Raw genomic sequence first — 17,900 nt, 5'->3', positions numbered from 1 at the left:
TTCATCCGTAAGTCCGTTTTGGTTGGTTATTTTTTAGCAACCATCCATGAGAAAAATCTCAGGAAAGTTAACATGTTGTGACGAGGCGTCAATATCCAAATCTGGTGGGGGATCCAGGGGATGGGATCTGCCTGACTACGAGGAGGGTGAGGGGGCGTAAAGAACCGGGTTCCAGAAAATCTCCACAAATGTAAATTTTTGTGCAATTTACTCCGCGACGTTAATTTTAAGTATCTGATATTATTGAATTTTAAAGCATAGTCTGGTTTCCCCTTTCCCGACGGGCAACAAAACGCAGAAGGATACGCTACGCTTTGTAAATCCACCCTGCGGCAAGCGTTTTTACCCCTTCTGCGGACGTCGCCACCTAACACCGGGGAAGCCCCTATGACCCTTAGTCATGAAGATGATGTAAAAATGCTGCTGTCTGCGTTTGAACAGCGTCTGGAACAACTCTTGCCCGAGGGAGAGCAGGAGGGCCAGGTCTATGCGGCCATGCGTGAATCCATGCTTGTCGCCGGCAAGCGGATGCGCCCGCTGTTGTTGCTGCTGGCAGCAACGGATATGGGCTACAAAACCGAGCAGACCGGTCTTCTGGACCTGGCCTGCGCCATTGAGATGGTCCACGTCGCCTCCCTGATCCTGGACGACATGCCGTGCATGGACAACGCCATGCTCAGACGCGGGCGGCCAACGGTTCACTATCAGTACGGTGAAAACGTGGCGATCCTGGCGGCGGTGGCCCTGCTGAGTCACGCTTTCTGCGTGATCTCCCGCGCGCCTTCCCTGACGCACGAGGCAAGAGCGCGGGCGATTGCTGAGCTCTCGGCCTCGGTGGGGCATATGGGGCTGGTGCAGGGGCAGTTTCGCGATCTCAATGAGGCCCGCCAGAGCCGCAATGCCGATGAGATCCTGCTCACCAATGAGTTGAAAACCAGTAGCCTGTTCAATGCCACCCTGCAGCTGGCGGCCATCGCGGCCGATGCGCCGCCTCAGGTGAGCGAACGTCTGCGCTTTTTCGCCCGCGATCTCGGCCAGGCCTTCCAGCTGATTGATGACCTGACGGACGGCTCAACGGCCAACGGCAAAGATCCCCATCAGGATAAAGATAAATCGACGCTGGTCGCCGTGCTGGGGGCAGAAAGCGTGTTCCTGCGGCTGCGCGAGCATGTGCGCAGCGCCGATCAACATATTGCCACCGCCTGTCAGCCGGGAAATACCGCCCGCTACTATGTCCACGTCTGGTTTGAAAAACAGCTGATGCTTATCAGCCAGAGCCTGTCGTTATCCCTGTCGGAGTGTCAATGAGCAGCCTGTCGCAACGTAAAAGCGATCATCTCGATATCGTACTGAACGGCGCACCCGGCGCAAAAAAGTGTACCAACGGCTTTGAAAAATGGCGCTTCGGCCACTGCGCGCTGCCCGAACTGCATCTGGATGATATCGATCTCACGACCAGGCTGTTGGGTCGCACCCTGAATGCGCCGCTGCTGATCAGCTCCATGACCGGTGGCACCCGCCGGGCAAGCCAGATCAATCAGCATCTGGCCCTCGCCGCGCAGGCGCTGGGGCTGGCGATGGGGGTGGGATCCCAGCGCGTGGCGCTGGAGAGCGAGGCAAATTATGGCCTGACGCGCGAGCTACGATCCGTTGCCCCGGACGTGGTGCTGATGGCCAACCTGGGTGCAGCGCAAATCGCTGGCCGCCAGGGCCTCGACTATGCCAGACGCGCCGTAGAGACGCTTTCGGCAGATGCGCTGATTATCCACCTCAACCCGCTGCAGGAGGCGCTACAGCATGGCGGGGATCGCAACTGGTGCGGAGTGATCGCCGCCATTCAGCAGACCGTCGAGGCGCTGCACGTCCCGGTGGTGGTTAAAGAGGTGGGCAACGGGATTTCGGTACCGGTTGCCCGTCAGCTGGCCGCGGCGGGGGTGGCGATGCTGGATGTCGCCGGCGCAGGCGGCACCAGCTGGGCGGCAGTAGAGGGCGAACGCGCCGTCACTGCCCACGACCGGGCGGTGGCGATGGCCTTTGCCGACTGGGGGATCCCTACTGCGACGGCCTTACAGGATCTGCATCAGGCCCTGCCCGACATGCCGCTGGTGGCCTCGGGCGGGATCGCCAACGGTATCGAGGTGGCTAAAGCGATCCGCCTGGGTGCCAGCCTGGGGGGGCAGGCGGCCGGGGTGCTGCAAAGCGCGTTAATCTCCCCCGAGGCGGTCATCGATCATTTCCAGGTGATCATCGACCAGCTGCGCGTCGCCTGTTTCTGCACCGGGAGCGCCAATCTGGCGCAGCTGCGTCAGGCCCCGCTGGTGGCCCAGACCTGATGGCGCACGAATGGGATCTTATATTAGCGGGCGGAGGGCTGGCGAACGGCCTGATCGCGCTGCGGCTGTGGCAACAGCGCCCGGAGCTGCGGGTGCTGCTCCTCGAAGCCGACGACCTGCCAGGGGGGAATCATACCTGGTCCTTTCATGAAGGTGACATTACCCCCGGCCAGCATCAGTGGATTGCCCCTTTAATTGCGCATCGCTGGCAGGGGTACGACGTCCGCTTTCCCGACCTCAACCGGACCCTTGCCGGAGAGTATCTCAGCATCACCTCCGCGCGTTTTGCCGCCGTGCTGACCGAGGCCGCTGATTTGAACCTCCACACTCACGCCGTCGTGACCGCACTCACCCCGGAGACGGTGACGCTTGCCGACGGTACCCGGTTCCAGGCCCGGGCGGTGATTGATGGCCGGGGCTACACGCCGGACAGGCACCTCAACACCGGCAGCCAGTCATTCCTCGGCCAGGAGTGGCGTCTGCGCCAGCCGCACGGCCTGACCCGGCCGATACTGATGGACGCCACGGTCAATCAGCAGGATGGATACCGTTTTGTCTATACCCTCCCGCTTTCTGCCACCGAACTGCTGATCGAAGATACCCACTACATTGACGCCGCCGAACTGCATCTCAGCGCCGCGCGGCAGCACATTGCTGACTATGCCCGCCAGCAGGGCTGGTGCCTGGCGAGCCTGATTCGGGAAGAGCAGGGCCATCTGCCGATTATGCTGGGGGGCGATTTCCCGGCCTACTGGCAGGCGCGGGAGCCGCAGCCGTGCAGCGGCCTGCGCGCCGGGCTGTTTCACGCCACCACCGGCTACTCGTTGCCGCACGCGGTGGCGCTGGCCGAGGCCATCGCCAACACCGCGGAGATTAGCGCGGCGGCGATCTTTGCCGTTATTCATCGCTATGCCCGCCGCCAGTGGCATGCGCAGCGTTTTTTCCGCGCCCTGAACCGCATGCTGTTCCTGGCGGGAGATGCCGATAAACGCTGGCAGGTGATGCAGCGTTTTTACTCTCTTAACGAAGGGCTGATTGCCCGCTTTTACGCCGGGCAACTGACCCTGGCCGATAAAGCGCGGATCCTGGCAGGTAAGCCCCCCGTTCCCGTTGGCGAAGCGATGCTCGCCGTACTGAAACTCACTCCCCGGATGCGAGCGTTTCACCATGAATAAAACAGTGATTATTGGTGCCGGTTTTGGCGGACTAGCGCTGGCCATTCGGCTGCAGGCGCAGGGCATTGCCACCCTTCTGCTGGAGCAGCGGGACAAGCCCGGCGGACGCGCGTACGTTTATCAGGATAAAGGATTCACCTTTGACGCCGGACCGACGGTGATCACCGATCCCAGCGCCATCGAAGAGCTGTTTACCCTCGCCGGAAAGCGGATGGCGGATTATGTCGATCTGCTGCCGGTCACGCCGTTCTATCGCCTGTGCTGGGAGACGGGCGAGGTGTTTGATTACGACAATGTGCAGACCCGGCTGGAGGAGCAGATCAGACGCTTCAACCCGCGCGATGTGGAGGGGTACCGCAAGTTTCACGCCTACTCGCGGGAGGTGTTTAACGAGGGCTATCTCAAGCTCGGTACGGTGCCGTTTCTCTCTTTCCGCGATATGCTCCGCGCCGCGCCGCAGCTCACCCGCCTGCAGGCCTGGCGCAGCGTCTACGGCATGGTCTCGCGCTTTATCGAGAATGAGCAGCTGCGGCAGGCGTTCTCCTTTCATTCCCTGCTGGTGGGGGGTAACCCTTTTGCCACCTCGTCCATTTACACCCTGATCCACGCCCTTGAGCGGGAGTGGGGCGTCTGGTTTGCCCGGGGCGGAACCGGGGCGCTGGTGCAGGGGCTGGTGAAGCTCTATCAGGATCTCGGCGGCGAGCTGCGGCTGAATGCCGAAGTGACCCGGCTGGTGGCCGAGGGCGACCACATTCGCGCCGTGGAGCTAAAAGACGGCCAGACCATCCCGACCGCCGCGGTGGCCTCCAACGCCGACGTGGTGCATACCTATGAGAAGCTGCTGGGGCATCATCCGGCGGGGGCGGCGCGGGCGGCATCGCTCAAGCGCAAGCGGATGAGTAATTCCCTGTTTGTGCTCTATTTTGGCCTGAACAAGCAGCACCATCTGGCGCACCACACCGTCTGTTTCGGGCCACGCTACAAAGAACTGATCGACGACATCTTTAATAAAAACGCCCTGGCGGACGATTTTTCCCTCTATCTGCACGCCCCCTGCGTCACCGATCCCTCCCTGGCACCGCCGGGGTGCGGCAGCTATTACGTGTTAGCCCCGGTGCCCCACCTGGGCACTGCGGATCTCGACTGGGACGTGGAGGGGCCGCGCCTGCGCGACCGGATTTTTGCTTATCTGGAAGCCCACTACATGCCGGGGCTGCGCAGCCAGCTGGTGACCCACCGCATCTTCACCCCCTTCGATTTTCGTGACCAGTTGGGAGCTCATCTGGGCTCCGCCTTCTCTGTCGAACCGATCCTGCGCCAGAGCGCCTGGTTCCGGCCGCACAATCGCGACAGCCGGATCCCCAACCTTTACCTGGTCGGAGCGGGAACCCATCCGGGCGCGGGTATTCCCGGGGTGATCGGGTCGGCCAAAGCCACCGCAGGGCTGATGCTGGAGGCGCTCTCCCGATGAACACCTCCCTGATGGATCACGCGATCGACACTATCGCCGTGGGCTCGAAAAGCTTTGCCACCGCGGCGAAGCTCTTCGATCCGGCCACCCGGCGCAGCGTGCTGATGCTCTACGCCTGGTGCCGCTATTGCGACGACGTGATCGACGGCCAGGAGCTGGGGTTTAACGTCACGCCCGTGGACAGCACCCTGCCAGAACAGCGGCTGGAGATGCTCAAAAATCAGACCCTGCGCGCGTGGGAAGGAGGCGAAATGAGCGAACCCGCTTTCGCCGCCTTTCAGGAGGTAGCCCTCGGCCACAACATCCCGCTCCAGCTGGCTTACGACCATCTTGATGGCTTTGCCATGGACGTGCGCGAGACCCATTACGAGACCTTCGATGACACCCTGCAGTACTGCTATCGTGTGGCGGGGGTGGTGGGGCTGATGATGGCCCGGGTGATGGGCGTGCGTGATGAAGCCGTGCTCGACCGTGCCTGTGATTTAGGCCTGGCGTTTCAGCTGACCAATATCGCCAGGGATATCGTGGAGGATGCCCGGGTGGGCCGCTGTTATCTGCCCGCCCGGTGGCTGGCAGAGGAGGGTATCCCGGCTGATGCGCTTGAGCGCGCTGAGATGCGCCCGAAGCTGGCCCGGCTGGCCTACCGGCTGGTGGCGGAAGCCGAACCCTATTACGCCTCTGCCCGCGCGGGGCTGGCCGGGCTGCCCCTGCGATCCGCCTGGGCGATTGCCTCGGCGCATGGGGTGTACCGTGAGATTGGCATTAAGGTGAGCGCGGCGGGTTCCCGCGCCTGGGAAAGACGGCAGGGAACCAGCGCGATTGAGAAATCAGGATTACTGCTGAAAGGCGCCGGGCAGGCGCTCACTTCTCGTTTTGCGACGCCGGCACCGCGTCCGGCCGGGCTCTGGCAGCGTCCGCGCTAGCCGCATTACGCGCCTTGCGCTGGCGTAGCGTCGCCTGCAATTTTTCAACCGGCGGCGCATACAGAAAACCAAAGGAGACGCACTCCTCTTTGCCCCGCACCGCGTGGTGCAGGCGGTGCGCCAGATACAGGCGCTTGAGGTATCCCCGACGCGGGATATAGCGGAACGGCCAGCGCTGATGCACCAGCCCGTCGTGCACCATAAAGTAGAGCGCGCCGTAAGCCGTCATCCCGGCCCCAATCCACTGTAGCGGCCACAGACCCCATGTCCCCAGCGCAATCAGCACTATCGCCAGCACGGCGAACACCACCGCGTAGAGATCGTTCACCTCAAACCAATGGGTGCGCGGCTCGTGATGTGATTCATGCCATCCCCACCCCCAGCCGTGCATGATGTACTTATGCGCAAGGGCGGCGACTAACTCCATGGCGGCAACGGTTAATAGCACGATTGCGGTGTTGTACAACGCGAGCATTGGTACTCCTTGGGCTCGGGGAATGTTGGTCTCAGGTATTAAGCGTAACAGGTAATTGGGGGGAAGGGTGGGGCGGGGGAGCGTTGATTTCATGCCTGAACGGCAGGCAACAAAAAACCCATCAACCTTGAACCAAAACGGCGGGGTTGATGGGCTCCACAAATTGGGGACATCAAAGAAAAGCAGTGGCAATAGTTATGACTGACGTCTGGCAGAAAAGTTCGGCACATCGCGAATTTTTTTCGCCCTTGCGCAAATTTCTCCCTTACCCCAGCCCCGGCCAGATGATGATGATCAAGGTCCCCGCCAGGGTTAACAGCACGTTAGCGATGGCATAGGTGCCTGCGTATCCCAGCGCGGGAATGTTGCTGCGTGCGGTATCGCTGATGATTTCCATCGCGGGCGCACAGGTGCGGGCCCCCATCATCGCGCCAAACAGCATCGCGCGGTTCATGCGCAGCACGTAGGCGCCGAACAGGAAACAGATCACCACCGGCACCAGGCTGACGATCAACCCGGCCACCAGCATCTGCCAGCCTACGGCACCCAGGCTGTGGCCAATGCCGCTGCCCGCGCTTAAGCCGACGCCTGCCATAAACACCATCAGGCCAAACTCTTTCACCATGTTCAGCGCGCCCTGCGGGATATAGCCGAAGGTCGGGTGGTTGGCTCGCAGGAAGCCGAGCATGATCCCGGCGAACAGCAGACCGGCGGCGTTGCCGATACCGAAGCTAAAGTTGCTGAACTGGAAGGTGATCATCCCGATCATCAGGCCGACGATAAAGAAGGCGCAGAAGGCCAGCAGGTCGGTCACCTGGCTGTGAATGGAGATAAAGCCGATGCGGTCGGCGACGGTCTTCACGCGGCGCGTGTCGCCGCTCACCTGCAGCACATCGCCCTTGTTCAGAACGATGTTGTCATCAATCGGCATCTCAATCTGACTGCGGATCACCCGGTTAAGGAAGCACCCGTGATCGGTCAGCTTGAGCTGCGCCAGGCGGCGGCCCACGGCGTTGTGGTTTTTGACCACGATCTCTTCGGTGACGATGCGCATGTCGAGCAGGTCGCGGTCGAACACCTCTTTGCCGTTACGGAAGCTGGGATCGAGACGGGCGTGCGCATCCGGATAACCCACCAGCGCAATGTCGTCGCCCATCTGCAGCACCGCGTCGCCGTCCGGGTTCGCCAGAATGCCGTTGCGGCGAATACGTTCGATATAGCAGCCGGTCTGACGATAGATCCCCAGCTCGCGCAGGTTTTTACCATCCGCCCAGGCCACCAGCTCCGGGCCGACGCGGTAGGCGCGGATCACCGGAAGATAGACTTTGCGTTTGCTGTCAGTATCCAGACCGCGCTCGCGGGCGATCTGCTGGGCGCTGGTCTGCAGATCCTGATGCTGTAATTTTGGCAGATAGCGCGCGCCGACAATCAGGCTCACCAGACCAATCAGATAGGTCAGGGCATAGCCGAGGCTGAGGTGATCCAGCGCCAGCGACAGCTGGGCGTTATCCAGCCCGAGATGGCGCAGCGTATCCCCGGCACCCACCAGCACCGGCGTGGAGGTCATCGACCCGGCCAGCATCCCCGCCGTCAGGCCGATATCCCAGCCAAAGAGTTTGCCTAAACCCAGCGCGATGAGCAGGGCGCTGCCGACCATCACCAGCGCCAGCATCAGATAATTTTTACCGTCGCGGAAGAAAATAGAAAAAAAGTTGGGTCCGGCTTCGACGCCGACACAAAAAATAAACAGCATAAAGCCCAGATTCAGGGCGTCGGTGTTAATGCTGAAATGCTGCTGGCCTAATAATAACGAAACGACTAAAACGCCAATAGAATTACCGAGTTGGATCGACCCGAGACGTAATTTACCCAGGCAAAGACCCAGAGCCAGTACCACAAATAATAACAGGATGTAATTCCCGTTTAACAATTCTGCGACGTTTATGTTCACGGAGGATAACTTTTCGTTTACCAGTAAGTGGTTGAATGGGTGGGATATTTAGGCTACTGTTTTGCACTGTAGGAGAAGGAGTAACACTCCTGACCGCGTATTATAATATATCCCACAAAGTAATATCAAACTATTAGTTAATTTTTAACAAATATCACCGTTGATAGCGATGACGTAATGCCGTGCTGATTTTGGCAAGGAATGCCGGGAGACTCAACTAATTGGCGTCCGAAGGACGAAAAAGTATTAGTCCGCAATGACAGGGGGATAGGTTGAATATTAAACGTAACTGGTCTGGAGTGGCGTGCTGCTTTTTACTGTTCACCGCGGTTTGCGTCTGTCTGACGTTTAAGGTGAGGGGGGCGTTTATATCCGCTGGTTACCCTGGACTGGGATTACTCTTCTTCATCTTACCGGGCATCGCAGCCAGCTTCTTCTCCCGTGGCGGAGAGGTGATCAGGCCGCTGATAGGGGCGATCCTCGCCGCGCCGGTCTGCCTGGTGGTAATGCGAATGATGTTTATCTCGTCGCGCTCGCTGGTGCAGGAGCTGGCCTGGCTGTTGAGTGGCGTTTTCTGGTGTGCGTTAGGAGCGTTGTTCTTTCTGTTTGTGCGCCGGGCGCTGGAGAACCGCCGCGAGAAAGTAAAAACGCCCTCAGAGTGAGGGCGTGAAAGGCTTACTGGGCAGCGAACAGCCCCAGGTGCTCTTTGGCGTAGGCTTCAAAATCGGTAAAGCCGCCGATGTGGTTCTGGTCGAGGAAAATCTGCGGAACGGTTTCAACCGGTTTACCGACAGTTTTTTCCAGATCGGCTTTGCTGATGCCTTCGGCATGAATGTCCACGTAGCGATAGTTAAAATCGTCACGCTCAGCGGTCAGTTTTTCTGCCAGATCTTTTGCGCGCACACAGTAAGGGCAACCCGGACGTCCAAAAATCACTGCAAACATGTTTTCTCTCCTGAAACTAAGCCAGACGGCGAATGACGCTATATTGCCGATAACTGTCGGTAATTAAAAGCAGGTTCTGCCTGTTACATTGATATCTTCAGGCTATGTTTGGCCAATTACAGCCTCCTTTTCTTTGCCTATACTGGCAAAATATCAGTAACGCCCGAAAAGAGAGACAAGATGACGCCAGTGATTGATCTGCTACGTTCCCACCGCTCCATCCGCCATTTTACCCAGGAACCCATCAGCGATGCCCAGCGCGAGGCCATTATTGCCGGCGCGCAGGGGGCCTCCAGCTCCAGCTTCCTGCAGTGCAGCTCTATTATCCGCATCACCGACCCGGCGATGCGTGAACAGCTGGTGACGCTTACCGGCGGGCAACAGCATGTCGCCCAGGCGGCGGAGTTCTGGGTCTTCTGCGCCGACTTCAACCGCCATCTGCAAATCTGCCCTGAGGCACAGCTTGGTCTGGCTGAGCAACTGCTGCTCGGCGTGGTGGATACCGCGATGCTGGCGCAGAACGCGATGACCGCGGCGGAGTCGCTGGGGCTGGGTGGCGTCTACATCGGCGGCATCCGCAACAGCATTGAGGCGGTGACCGAACTGCTGCAGCTGCCGAAGCACGTTCTGCCGCTGTTTGGCCTGTGCCTCGGCTGGCCTGCGGATAACCCGGACGTCAAGCCGCGCCTGCCTGCGGCGATGGTGGTGCATGAAAACCACTACCAGCCGGTCGATCAAGAGGTGCTGGCCCAGTACGACGAGGAGCTGGCGAACTACTACCTCAGCCGCGCGACCAATAACCGTCGCGACACCTGGAGCGACCATATCCGGCGCACCATCATCAAAGAAAACCGTCCGTTTATTCTCGACTATTTGCATAAACAGGGCTGGGCGACGCGATAAGTCCATTCATCCTGCGCCTGCCTGCGTGTATGATACGCAGGCTTTTACCGGATTATGTCTGAGAGGTGCAGGGTGAAAATTGCCATATTGTCCCGGGATGGAACGCTCTATTCGTGTAAACGCCTGCGTGACGCGGCGGAGCAGCGCGGCCATCAGGTCGACATCCTCGATCCGCTGTCCTGCTATATGAATATCAGCCCGGCGGCCTCCTCCATTCACTATAAAGGGCGTCAGCTACCGCACTTTGACGCGGTTATCCCGCGCATTGGATCGGCCATCACCTTTTACGGCACCGCCGCGCTGCGCCAGTTTGAGCTGCTTGGCAGCTATCCGCTGAATGAATCCGTAGCCATCACCCGGGCGCGGGACAAGCTCCGCTCTTTACAGCTGCTGGCCCGTCAGGGGATCGACCTGCCGATCACCGGCATTGCCCACTCCCCCGACGACACCAGCGATCTGATCGAGATGGTGGGCGGTGCGCCGCTGGTGGTTAAGCTGGTGGAAGGCACCCAGGGGATTGGCGTGGTGCTGGCCGAAACCCGTCAGGCGGCAGAGAGCGTGATCGATGCGTTTCGCGGCCTGAATGCGCACATTCTGGTGCAGGAGTACATCCAGGAGGCGAAAGGGCGCGACATTCGCTGCCTGGTGGTGGGCGATGAAGTGGTTGCGGCCATCGAACGCCAGGCCAAAGAGGGCGATTTTCGCTCCAACCTGCACCGGGGCGGCGTTGCCCGGGTGGTCGAGATCACCGCCCGCGAGCGGGAGATCGCCCTTAAGGCCGCCCAGACGCTGGGGCTCGATATAGCCGGGGTCGATATCTTACGTGCCGATCGCGGGCCGCTGGTGATGGAAGTGAATGCCTCACCGGGGCTGGAAGGCATTGAGAAAACCACCGGGATGGATATCGCCGGGAAGATGATCGGCTGGATAGAGCGCCAGGCCACGCCGGAGTTTTGCCTGAAAACGGGCGGATAACCGACCTGACACGCACAGTTATTTTTTAAGAGGTTCCACCGTTATGGATTCACTTGTAGTACCGACACTTGATACCTTGCGTCACTGGCTCGACAACATGGGCGTCAGCTTTTTCGAATGCGACACCTGCCAGGCGCTGCACCTGCCGCACATGCAAAATTTTGACGGTGTGTTTGATGCCAAGCTCGATCTGATTAACGACGTCATTCTTTTTTCCGCGCTGGCGGAGGTCAAACCCTCAGCGTTGCTGGCGTTAGCATCGGATTTGTCGGCCATCAATGCCAGTTCTTTGACGGTGAAAGCATTTCTCGATATACAGGATGATAATCTGCCAAAGCTGGTGGTTTGCCAGTCTTTATCCGCAGCCGTTGGGCTGACTTTCCCGCAGTTCGCGGCGTTCGTTCAGCAGAGCGAAGAGCAGATCTCCATGGTGATGCTTGAAGCCAGCGCCCATCATCTGCTGTACAACACCGAAGAGGGCGCTGAGCAGCCTGAATCTTCGGGCAATTTTCTGCACTAAAGCTGTCTGACTTTTAGGCAGTCGCTGTCGTGGCGGCTGCATAACCCCCGCGTTTCTGCTGCATTTAACCTTTCTTTAAAGAATTATTCACCGCCATCCTGCCAATTCGGCTTATCACATAGACATTTACTGCATAAAAAATTGTTAAAAGGCGTTTTTTAATCTGAGCTATAGCTACGGAGACAAGCTACAGTTTATTCTTGCGATGCTGTTAAATGCGAGCAGATACTGCCACCCGAGTAACATCTTCTGCTGCAGACAGAGTGATAAATTATGCACGTTTCTTGCATAGGCTAAGAGTGTTCATTTTTGGTGCGTTTGTTAACGCGCTTTCAGAAGGATTACCGCTATGATCGCTTTAAATAAAAAATGGTTATCGGGTCTGGTTGCAGGTGCTCTGATGGCGGTCTCTGCCGGCACCCTTGCTGCTGAACAAAAAACGCTGCATATCTATAACTGGTCTGATTATATCGCCCCGGACACGGTGGCGAATTTCGAAAAAGAGACCGGCATTAAAGTCGTCTACGACGTCTTCGATTCCAACGAAGTGCTGGAAGGCAAACTGATGGCGGGCAGCACCGGCTTCGACCTGGTGGTGCCGTCAGCCAGCTTCCTTGAGCGCCAGCTCTCTGCGGGCGTGTTCCAGCCGCTGGATAAAAGCAAACTGCCGGGCTGGAAAAACCTCGATCCCGAGCTGCTGAAACTCATCGCCAAACACGATCCGGACAACAAATACGCCATGCCGTACATGTGGGCCACCACCGGTATTGGCTACAACGTCGAGAAAGTGAAACAGGTGCTGGGTGCCGATGCGCCGGTGAACAGCTGGGATCTGGTGCTGAAGCCAGAGAACCTCGAGAAGCTGAAAAGCTGCGGCGTGTCGTTCCTCGATGCCCCGGAAGAGGTATTTGCCACCGTCCTGAACTACCTCGGCAAGGATCCTAACAGCACCAAAGCGGATGACTACACCGGCCCGGCCACCGACCTGCTGCTGAAGCTACGTCCAAATATCCGTTACTTCCACTCGTCTCAGTACATCAACGATCTGGCGAACGGTGATATCTGCGTCGCCATCGGCTGGGCAGGGGATGTGCTCCAGGCGGCGAATCGCGCCAAAGAGGCGAAAAATGGCGTGAATATCGCGTATTCGATCCCGAAAGAGGGGGCAATGGCCTTCTTTGACGTCTTCGCGATGCCTGCCGATGCGAAAAACAAAGACGAAGCCTATCAGTTCCTGAACTACCTGCTGCGTCCGGACGTTATTGCCCATATCTCAGACCACGTCTTCTACGCCAACGGCAACAAAGAGGCGACCTCGCTGGTCAGCGCTGAAGTGCGTGATAACCCGGGCATCTATCCCCCAGCTGACGTGCGCGCCAAAATGTTCACCCTGAGCGTTCAGGAGCCGAAAATCGACCGCGTCCGCACCCGTGCGTGGACCAAAGTGAAAAGCGGTAAATAACCGCTCCTCGTAGGCCGGGTAAGCGTACCGCCCCCGGCAACAGGCGCACCGTTCTGGTGCGCCTGCACCAGTTTGATTGATGCCGGAGAGCACCCCGTGAACGACGCGATCCCCCGCCCGCAGGCGAAAACCCGTAAAGCGCTGACCCCGCTGCTGGAAATCCGTAACCTGACCAAATCCTTTGATGGTCAGAATGCCGTGGATGATGTCAGCCTGACTATCTACAAAGGTGAAATTTTTGCCCTGCTGGGCGCATCTGGCTGCGGGAAATCGACGTTGCTGCGTATGCTGGCCGGGTTTGAACAGCCCAGCGCCGGGCAGATAATGCTCGACGGCGTGGATCTCTCCCAGGTACCGCCGTATCAGCGTCCTATCAATATGATGTTCCAGTCTTACGCCCTGTTCCCGCACATGACCGTGGAGCAGAACATCGCCTTTGGCCTGAAGCAGGACAAAATGCCGAAGGCCGACATCGCCGCCCGCGTCGCCGAGATGTTGAGCCTGGTGCATATGCAGGAGTTCGCGAAGCGTAAACCGCACCAGCTCTCGGGCGGCCAGCGTCAGCGTGTGGCCCTGGCCCGCAGCCTGGCGAAGCGGCCTAAGCTGCTGCTGCTGGATGAGCCGATGGGGGCGCTGGATAAAAAACTGCGCGACCGCATGCAGCTGGAGGTGGTGGATATTCTCGAGCGTGTGGGGGCCACCTGCGTGATGGTGACCCACGACCAGGAAGAGGCGATGACCATGGCCGGACGCATCGCGATCATGAACCGCGGCAAGTTCGTGCAGATTGGCGAGCCGGAAGAGATCTACGAGCACCCGACCACCCGCTACAGCGCTGAGTTTATCGGCTCCATGAACGTCTTCGAGGGGCTGCTGAAAGCCCGTGAAGAGGACGGGCTGGTGCTCGACTCCCCGGGGTTGATCCACCCGCTGAAGGTCGCGGCCGACAATTCGGTGGTGGACAACGTGCCCGTGTACGTAGCCCTGCGCCCGGAAAAAATCACCCTCTGCGATGCCCCGCCCGCCGACGGCTACAACTTTGCGGTGGGGGAGGTGGTGCACATTGCCTATCTCGGCGATCTCTCCATCTATCACGTGCGTCTCAAGAGCGGGCAGATGATCAGCGCCCAGCTGCAGAACACTTACCGCTACCGCAAAGGGCTGCCGACCTGGGGCGACGAAGTGCGTCTGTGCTGGGAAGCGGACAGCTGCGTTGTGCTGACGGTATAAGGAGCGGCGATGAGCAAACCTGAACCTGCGACCCGCGTAGCGGCGGGCATTGATACCAGCTGGCTGACCCGCATGCAGATGGCCCACGGGCGCAAGCTGGTGATCGCCCTGCCTTACGTGTGGCTGATCCTGTTGTTCCTGCTGCCGTTCCTGATTGTGTTTAAAATCAGCCTGGCAGAGATGGCGCGGGCGATCCCGCCCTACAGCGATCTGGTGGAGTGGGGGGACAGCCAGCTGTCGATCATGCTCAACCTGGGCAACTTCCTGCAGCTGACCGACGATCCGCTCTATTTTGAGGCCTATCTGCAGTCATTGCAGGTGGCGGCGATCTCGACCCTCTGCTGTCTGCTGCTGGCCTACCCGCTGGCCTGGGCGGTGGCGCACAGCAAGCCGTCGACGCGTAATATCCTGCTGCTGCTGGTGATTTTGCCCTCCTGGACCTCGTTCCTGATCCGCGTTTATGCCTGGATGGGGATCCTGAAGAACAACGGGGTGCTGAACAACGTCCTGCTGTGGCTGGGGGTTATCGATCAGCCCCTGACCATTCTGCATACCAATCTGGCGGTCTATATCGGCATCGTGTACGCCTATCTGCCGTTTATGGTGCTGCCGATCTACACCGCCCTGACGCGCATCGACTATTCGCTGGTGGAAGCGGCGCTGGATCTCGGTGCTCGTCCGATGAAAACCTTCTTCACCGTGATTGTGCCCCTGACCAAAGGCGGGATTATCGCCGGGTCAATGCTGGTGTTTATTCCGGCAGTGGGGGAGTTCGTGATCCCGGAACTGCTCGGCGGCCCTGACAGCATCATGATTGGCCGGGTGCTGTGGCAGGAGTTCTTCAATAACCGCGACTGGCCGGTGGCCTCGGCGGTGGCGATCGTGATGCTGCTCCTGCTGATCGTGCCGATCATGTGGTTCCACAAGTACCAGCAGAAACAGATGGGAGATCACGGATGAACAACTTACCGGTAGTGCGCTCGCCGTGGCGGATCCTGATCCTGGTGATAGGTTTTACCTTCCTGTATGCCCCGATGCTGATGCTGGTGATTTACTCCTTCAACAGCTCGAAGCTGGTGACGGTGTGGGCGGGCTGGTCCACGCGCTGGTACGGCGAGCTGTTCCATGACGAGGCGATGATCAGCGCGGTAGGGCTCAGCCTGACCATTGCCGCCTGCGCGGCGACGATGGCGGCGATCCTCGGCACCATCGCCGCGGTGGTGATGGTGCGCTTTGGCCGTTTCCGCGGTGCCAACGGTTTTGCCTTCATGATCACCGCCCCGCTGGTGATGCCCGACGTTATCACCGGCCTGTCGCTGCTGCTGCTGTTTGTGGCGATGGGGCACGCCATCGGCTGGCCGTCGGATCGCGGCATGCTCACCATCTGGCTGGCCCACGTCACCTTCTGTACCGCCTATGTGGCGGTGGTCATCTCCTCGCGCCTGCGCGAGCTGGATCACTCCATTGAAGAGGCGGCGATGGATCTCGGGGCCACGCCGCTGAAGGTGTTCTTCATCATTACCCTGCCGATGATCATGCCGGCGGTGGTCTCCGGCTGGCTGCTGGCCTTTACCCTGTCGCTGGACGACCTGGTGATCGCCAGCTTTGTCTCCGGCCCGGGGGCGACCACGCTGCCGATGCTGGTCTTCTCCAGGGTGCGCATGGGGGTCAACCCGGAGATCAACGCCCTGGCGACCCTGATTCTGGGCGTGGTCGGCATCATCGGCCTGATTGCCTGGTATCTGATGGCGCGGTCTGAAAAACAGCGACAGCGCGATATCCAGCGTGCAAGGCGTGGCTGAAGCGCCTAAAATCTGCAAAGAAGCGTAATTGAGATGCCGCGTTATCGCGGCATCGTTTCATGGAAGACATCACGTTGGGATTTTTCACTAAAACAAGTCGGTCACATGCCCGCCTGAATGTTCCTGCTCTGGTGCAGGTGGCGGCGCTCGCCATTATTATGATCCGCTGCCTCGATGTGTTTATGATTTTCAATACCCTGGGCGTGCGCGGCATGGGCGAGTTCATTCACCGCAGCGTCCAGACATGGAACCTGACGCTGGTCTTCTTCGCCAGCCTGATGCTGGTGTTTATCGAGATCTTCTGCGCCTTCTCGCTGGTAAAAGGGCGTAACTGGGCGCGGATTGTCTACCTGCTGACCCAGGTTGTCGCCACCGGCTATCTGTGGGCCGCGTCGCTGGGCTACGGTTATCCGGAACTGTTCAGCATCCCCGGCGAGTCAAAACGCGAGATTTTCCGCACCCTGGTGATGCAAAAGCTGCCCGACATGCTGGTGCTTGGCCTGCTGTTTGTCCCCGCGGCCAGCCGACGGTTTTTCCGTCTGCAATAACGTGTATAATCGCTGCCCCCAGACGTATTAAGGTTTCGTTATGCAGTGCGCACTCTATGACGCCGGTCGCTGCCGCTCCTGTCAGTGGATAGAGCAGCCGGTCTCTTCTCAACTTTCCGCCAAAATGACCGATCTGCAGGCTTTACTGTCTGGCCTGCCGGTGGCGGAGTGGTGCGCGCCGGTCAGCGGGCCGGAGCAGGCGTTTCGCAATAAAGCCAAAATGGTGGTCAGCGGCAGCGTCGAAAAACCGCTCCTCGGGATGATGCACCGCGACGGCACCCCTGTCGATCTGACCGACTGCCCGCTCTATCCGGCGTCGTTCGCCCCGGTCTTTGCCGCCCTGAAACCCTTTATTGCTCGTGCGGGCCTCACGCCCTATAACGTGGAGCGCAAGCGCGGAGAGCTGAAGTACATTCTGCTCACCGAAAGCCAGCTTGATGGCGCAATGATGCTGCGCTTCGTGCTGCGATCCGACGCCAAGCTGCCCCAGCTGCGCGCGGCGCTGCCGGGTTTGCAGGCGCAACTGCCGCAGCTGAAGGTGATTACCGCCAACATCCAGCCGGTGCATATGGCGATCATGGAGGGCGAGGAGGAGATCTTCCTCACGGAGGCCCAGGCGCTGGCGGAACGGTTTAACAACGTGCCGCTGTGGATCCGCCCGAAAAGCTTCTTCCAGACCAACCCGACCGTCGCCAGCCAGCTGTACGCCACCGCGCGCGACTGGGTGCGTCAGCTGCCGGTTAACCATATGTGGGATCTGTTTTGCGGCGTCGGCGGCTTTGGTCTGCACTGCGCCACCCCGGAGATGAAGCTGACCGGGATCGAAATCTCCGCCGAGGCCATTGCCTGCGCTACCCAGTCGGCCAGCGAGCTGGGGTTAACGAACCTGCGCTTCCAGGCGCTCGACTCGACGCAGTTCGCCACCGGCCAGGGCAACGTGCCGGATCTGGTGCTGGTTAACCCGCCGCGTCGCGGCATCGGCAAGGCGCTGTGCGACTACCTGAGCCAGATGGCCCCGCCGTTTATTATCTACTCCAGCTGCAATGCCCAGACGATGGCGAAAGATCTCCGCGATCTGCCCGGCTACCGCGTCGAGCGCGTGCAGCTGTTCGATATGTTCCCCCATACTGCGCACTATGAAGTGCTGACGCTGTTGATTAAGTCCTGAACCGCTGGGGCCTACGGTT

General features: G+C 59.5%; 18 protein-coding genes. 15 read left to right on the top strand and 3 right to left on the bottom strand.

All coding sequences use genetic code 11. The annotated features are described in order from the left end of the window. Positions 1-387: 387 nt before the first annotated feature. Genes WFO70_RS09600 through crtB form a run of 5 tightly spaced genes read left to right on the top strand, consistent with a single transcriptional unit; the run spans position 388 to position 5,902 of the window. Positions 388-1,308 carry a polyprenyl synthetase family protein gene (locus tag WFO70_RS09600; protein WP_337015844.1) on the top strand — a complete coding sequence of 307 codons (921 nt, stop codon included), beginning with the start codon at positions 388-390 and terminating at the stop codon, positions 1,306-1,308. Next, a complete protein-coding gene (gene fni, locus WFO70_RS09595) occupies positions 1,305-2,333 on the top strand; it encodes a type 2 isopentenyl-diphosphate Delta-isomerase (RefSeq protein WP_337015843.1) in 1,029 nt (342 codons plus the stop codon). The genes WFO70_RS09600 and fni overlap by 4 nt, the downstream gene beginning before the upstream one ends. Beyond that, positions 2,333-3,508 carry a lycopene beta-cyclase CrtY gene (gene crtY, locus WFO70_RS09590; RefSeq protein WP_337015842.1) on the top strand — a complete coding sequence of 392 codons (1,176 nt, stop codon included), beginning with the start codon at positions 2,333-2,335 and terminating at the stop codon, positions 3,506-3,508. Before fni ends, crtY begins: the two co-directional genes overlap by 1 nt. Continuing rightward, complete coding sequence (locus WFO70_RS09585; RefSeq protein ID WP_337015841.1) at positions 3,501-4,979, top strand: phytoene desaturase; 1,479 nt, start codon at positions 3,501-3,503, stop codon at positions 4,977-4,979. The genes crtY and WFO70_RS09585 overlap by 8 nt, the downstream gene beginning before the upstream one ends. Beyond that, positions 4,976-5,902: a 15-cis-phytoene synthase CrtB gene (crtB, locus tag WFO70_RS09580; RefSeq protein ID WP_337015840.1), complete on the top strand. Its 927-nt coding sequence runs from the start codon at positions 4,976-4,978 to the stop codon at positions 5,900-5,902. The genes WFO70_RS09585 and crtB overlap by 4 nt, the downstream gene beginning before the upstream one ends. Here crtB and WFO70_RS09575 read toward each other — a convergent pair. Beyond that, a complete protein-coding gene (locus WFO70_RS09575; protein ID WP_337015839.1) occupies positions 5,841-6,377 on the bottom strand; it encodes a sterol desaturase family protein in 537 nt (178 codons plus the stop codon). The two genes, crtB and WFO70_RS09575, sit on opposite strands and share 62 nt — an antisense overlap. Positions 6,378-6,642: 265 nt before the next feature. Then, a complete protein-coding gene (locus tag WFO70_RS09570; RefSeq protein ID WP_039029554.1) occupies positions 6,643-8,328 on the bottom strand; it encodes an aspartate:alanine antiporter in 1,686 nt (561 codons plus the stop codon). A gap of 272 nt (positions 8,329-8,600) precedes the next feature. On the opposite strand from WFO70_RS09570, the gene WFO70_RS09565 reads away from it, so the two are divergent. Then, positions 8,601-8,990, top strand: a complete 390-nt coding sequence (locus WFO70_RS09565; protein WP_337015838.1) for an inner membrane protein YbjM — start codon at positions 8,601-8,603, stop codon at positions 8,988-8,990. Positions 8,991-9,003: 13 nt separating this feature from the next. Here the strand turns inward: WFO70_RS09565 and WFO70_RS09560 are convergent, their stop codons facing one another. After that, the gene (locus tag WFO70_RS09560; RefSeq protein ID WP_337015837.1) at positions 9,004-9,273 is read right to left on the bottom strand and encodes a GrxA family glutaredoxin; all 270 of its coding nucleotides are present in this window, start codon (positions 9,271-9,273) and stop codon (positions 9,004-9,006) included. A gap of 180 nt (positions 9,274-9,453) precedes the next feature. Between WFO70_RS09560 and nfsA the strand changes: the two genes are divergently transcribed. The 9 genes from nfsA (at position 9,454) to rlmC (ending at position 17,881) form a co-directional block, all read left to right on the top strand. Next, on the top strand, positions 9,454-10,176 hold the full coding sequence (gene nfsA, locus WFO70_RS09555; protein WP_337015835.1) for an oxygen-insensitive NADPH nitroreductase: 723 nt from the start codon (positions 9,454-9,456) through the stop codon (positions 10,174-10,176). 72 nt (positions 10,177-10,248) lie between these two features. Beyond that, a complete protein-coding gene (gene rimK, locus WFO70_RS09550; protein ID WP_337015834.1) occupies positions 10,249-11,151 on the top strand; it encodes a 30S ribosomal protein S6--L-glutamate ligase in 903 nt (300 codons plus the stop codon). 43 nt (positions 11,152-11,194) lie between these two features. Beyond that, on the top strand, positions 11,195-11,671 hold the full coding sequence (locus WFO70_RS09545) for a YbjN domain-containing protein (protein WP_337015833.1): 477 nt from the start codon (positions 11,195-11,197) through the stop codon (positions 11,669-11,671). Between the two features lie 349 nt (positions 11,672-12,020). Further along, the gene (gene potF, locus WFO70_RS09540) at positions 12,021-13,133 is read left to right on the top strand and encodes a spermidine/putrescine ABC transporter substrate-binding protein PotF (RefSeq protein ID WP_231312782.1); all 1,113 of its coding nucleotides are present in this window, start codon (positions 12,021-12,023) and stop codon (positions 13,131-13,133) included. 96 nt (positions 13,134-13,229) lie between these two features. Beyond that, positions 13,230-14,363, top strand: a complete 1,134-nt coding sequence (gene potG, locus WFO70_RS09535; RefSeq protein WP_337015831.1) for a putrescine ABC transporter ATP-binding subunit PotG — start codon at positions 13,230-13,232, stop codon at positions 14,361-14,363. A gap of 9 nt (positions 14,364-14,372) precedes the next feature. Next, positions 14,373-15,323 (top strand): putrescine ABC transporter permease PotH, encoded by a 951-nt coding sequence (potH, locus tag WFO70_RS09530; protein ID WP_337015830.1) that lies wholly within the window; start codon positions 14,373-14,375, stop codon positions 15,321-15,323. Further along, a complete protein-coding gene (gene potI, locus WFO70_RS09525; RefSeq protein WP_337015829.1) occupies positions 15,320-16,165 on the top strand; it encodes a putrescine ABC transporter permease PotI in 846 nt (281 codons plus the stop codon). Before potH ends, potI begins: the two co-directional genes overlap by 4 nt. 59 nt (positions 16,166-16,224) lie before the next feature. Continuing rightward, entirely contained in the window at positions 16,225-16,713 is a 489-nt protein-coding gene (locus tag WFO70_RS09520) for a YbjO family protein (protein WP_337015828.1), read from the top strand. Between the two features lie 40 nt (positions 16,714-16,753). Beyond that, positions 16,754-17,881: a 23S rRNA (uracil(747)-C(5))-methyltransferase RlmC gene (gene rlmC, locus WFO70_RS09515; protein ID WP_337015827.1), complete on the top strand. Its 1,128-nt coding sequence runs from the start codon at positions 16,754-16,756 to the stop codon at positions 17,879-17,881. Positions 17,882-17,900 lie beyond the last annotated feature (19 nt).

It is taken from the genome of Leclercia sp. AS011, from assembly GCF_037152535.1.
Taxonomy (GTDB): Bacteria; Pseudomonadota; Gammaproteobacteria; order Enterobacterales; family Enterobacteriaceae; genus Enterobacter.
Note: the sequence above shows the minus strand (reverse complement) of the source record. Positions and strands in the feature narration are given on the sequence as shown.

Coding starts and splice junctions, on each gene's coding strand:
- WFO70_RS09600 (WP_337015844.1), top strand. CDS start 388: ATGACCCTTAGTCATGAAGATGATGTAAAAATGCTGCTGTCTGCGTTT.
- fni (WP_337015843.1), top strand. CDS start 1,305: ATGAGCAGCCTGTCGCAACGTAAAAGCGATCATCTCGATATCGTACTG.
- crtY (WP_337015842.1), top strand. CDS start 2,333: ATGGCGCACGAATGGGATCTTATATTAGCGGGCGGAGGGCTGGCGAAC.
- WFO70_RS09585 (WP_337015841.1), top strand. CDS start 3,501: ATGAATAAAACAGTGATTATTGGTGCCGGTTTTGGCGGACTAGCGCTG.
- crtB (WP_337015840.1), top strand. CDS start 4,976: ATGAACACCTCCCTGATGGATCACGCGATCGACACTATCGCCGTGGGC.
- WFO70_RS09575 (WP_337015839.1), bottom strand. CDS start 6,377: ATGCTCGCGTTGTACAACACCGCAATCGTGCTATTAACCGTTGCCGCC.
- WFO70_RS09560 (WP_337015837.1), bottom strand. CDS start 9,273: ATGTTTGCAGTGATTTTTGGACGTCCGGGTTGCCCTTACTGTGTGCGC.
- nfsA (WP_337015835.1), top strand. CDS start 9,454: ATGACGCCAGTGATTGATCTGCTACGTTCCCACCGCTCCATCCGCCAT.
- WFO70_RS09545 (WP_337015833.1), top strand. CDS start 11,195: ATGGATTCACTTGTAGTACCGACACTTGATACCTTGCGTCACTGGCTC.
- potF (WP_231312782.1), top strand. CDS start 12,021: ATGATCGCTTTAAATAAAAAATGGTTATCGGGTCTGGTTGCAGGTGCT.
- potH (WP_337015830.1), top strand. CDS start 14,373: ATGAGCAAACCTGAACCTGCGACCCGCGTAGCGGCGGGCATTGATACC.
- potI (WP_337015829.1), top strand. CDS start 15,320: ATGAACAACTTACCGGTAGTGCGCTCGCCGTGGCGGATCCTGATCCTG.
- WFO70_RS09520 (WP_337015828.1), top strand. CDS start 16,225: ATGGAAGACATCACGTTGGGATTTTTCACTAAAACAAGTCGGTCACAT.
- rlmC (WP_337015827.1), top strand. CDS start 16,754: ATGCAGTGCGCACTCTATGACGCCGGTCGCTGCCGCTCCTGTCAGTGG.